This window comes from Acinetobacter sp. USHLN143, from assembly GCF_037145695.1.
In the GTDB taxonomy this organism is placed as follows: Bacteria; Pseudomonadota; Gammaproteobacteria; order Pseudomonadales; family Moraxellaceae; genus Acinetobacter; species Acinetobacter fasciculus.
Map to the genome: position 1 here is coordinate 1 of NZ_JBBCWZ010000190.1, position 665 is coordinate 665.

Here is a 665-nt window from a genome sequence, read left to right on the forward strand (position 1 = left end):
TATTTAAAATATTGAAAGAAAATAACTTATTGATTCGCCCTAAGCGTCGCTATACAAAAACTACGGATAGCAAGCATTGGATGAAGAAGCATCCAAATTTATTAAAGGATTATTCAGCGGTGCAAGCCAATGAAGTCTTTGTTAGTGATATTACCTATGTTGAGAGTGCTGAAGGTGTGCATTATTTATCCTTGGTGACAGATGCTTATACCCGACAGATTAAAGGTTATAAGTTATCGAATGATATGCGTGCAGAGAATGTTGTGCAGGCACTACATATGGCGATGCAGCATGTGACAGATCGGGCAGCCAGGATGATTCACCATTCAGACAGAGGCTCTCAGTATTGCTCTGAGCTATATCAATCGGCATTGCGCCATTATGGGATATGTCCTTCCATGACAGATGGCAAGGACTGTTATCAGAATGCATTAGCAGAGCGAATTAATGGAATATTAAAGCAGGAGTTTTTAACCACGCGATGTCAAACCATGAAGGAGTTAGATCACTTAATTGCGGAATCTATCATGATTTACAATTGTTATAGACCGCATTTAAGTTTAAATATGAACACCCCGAATCAGATGTATGAGCAAACAAAAACCGAGCTAATTGCTTAACTCGGTTTGAAGTGGAATACTGTCAATCTATTTCAGGACAAGACA

General features: G+C 38.9%; 1 protein-coding gene. It reads left to right on the forward strand.

Annotated elements, in window-relative coordinates; genetic code table 11:
* The coding region (locus WFH18_RS17635; protein ID WP_336755389.1) for an IS3 family transposase at window positions 1-620 on the forward strand (620 nt) is incomplete at its 5' end.
* Window positions 621-665 lie beyond the last annotated feature (45 nt).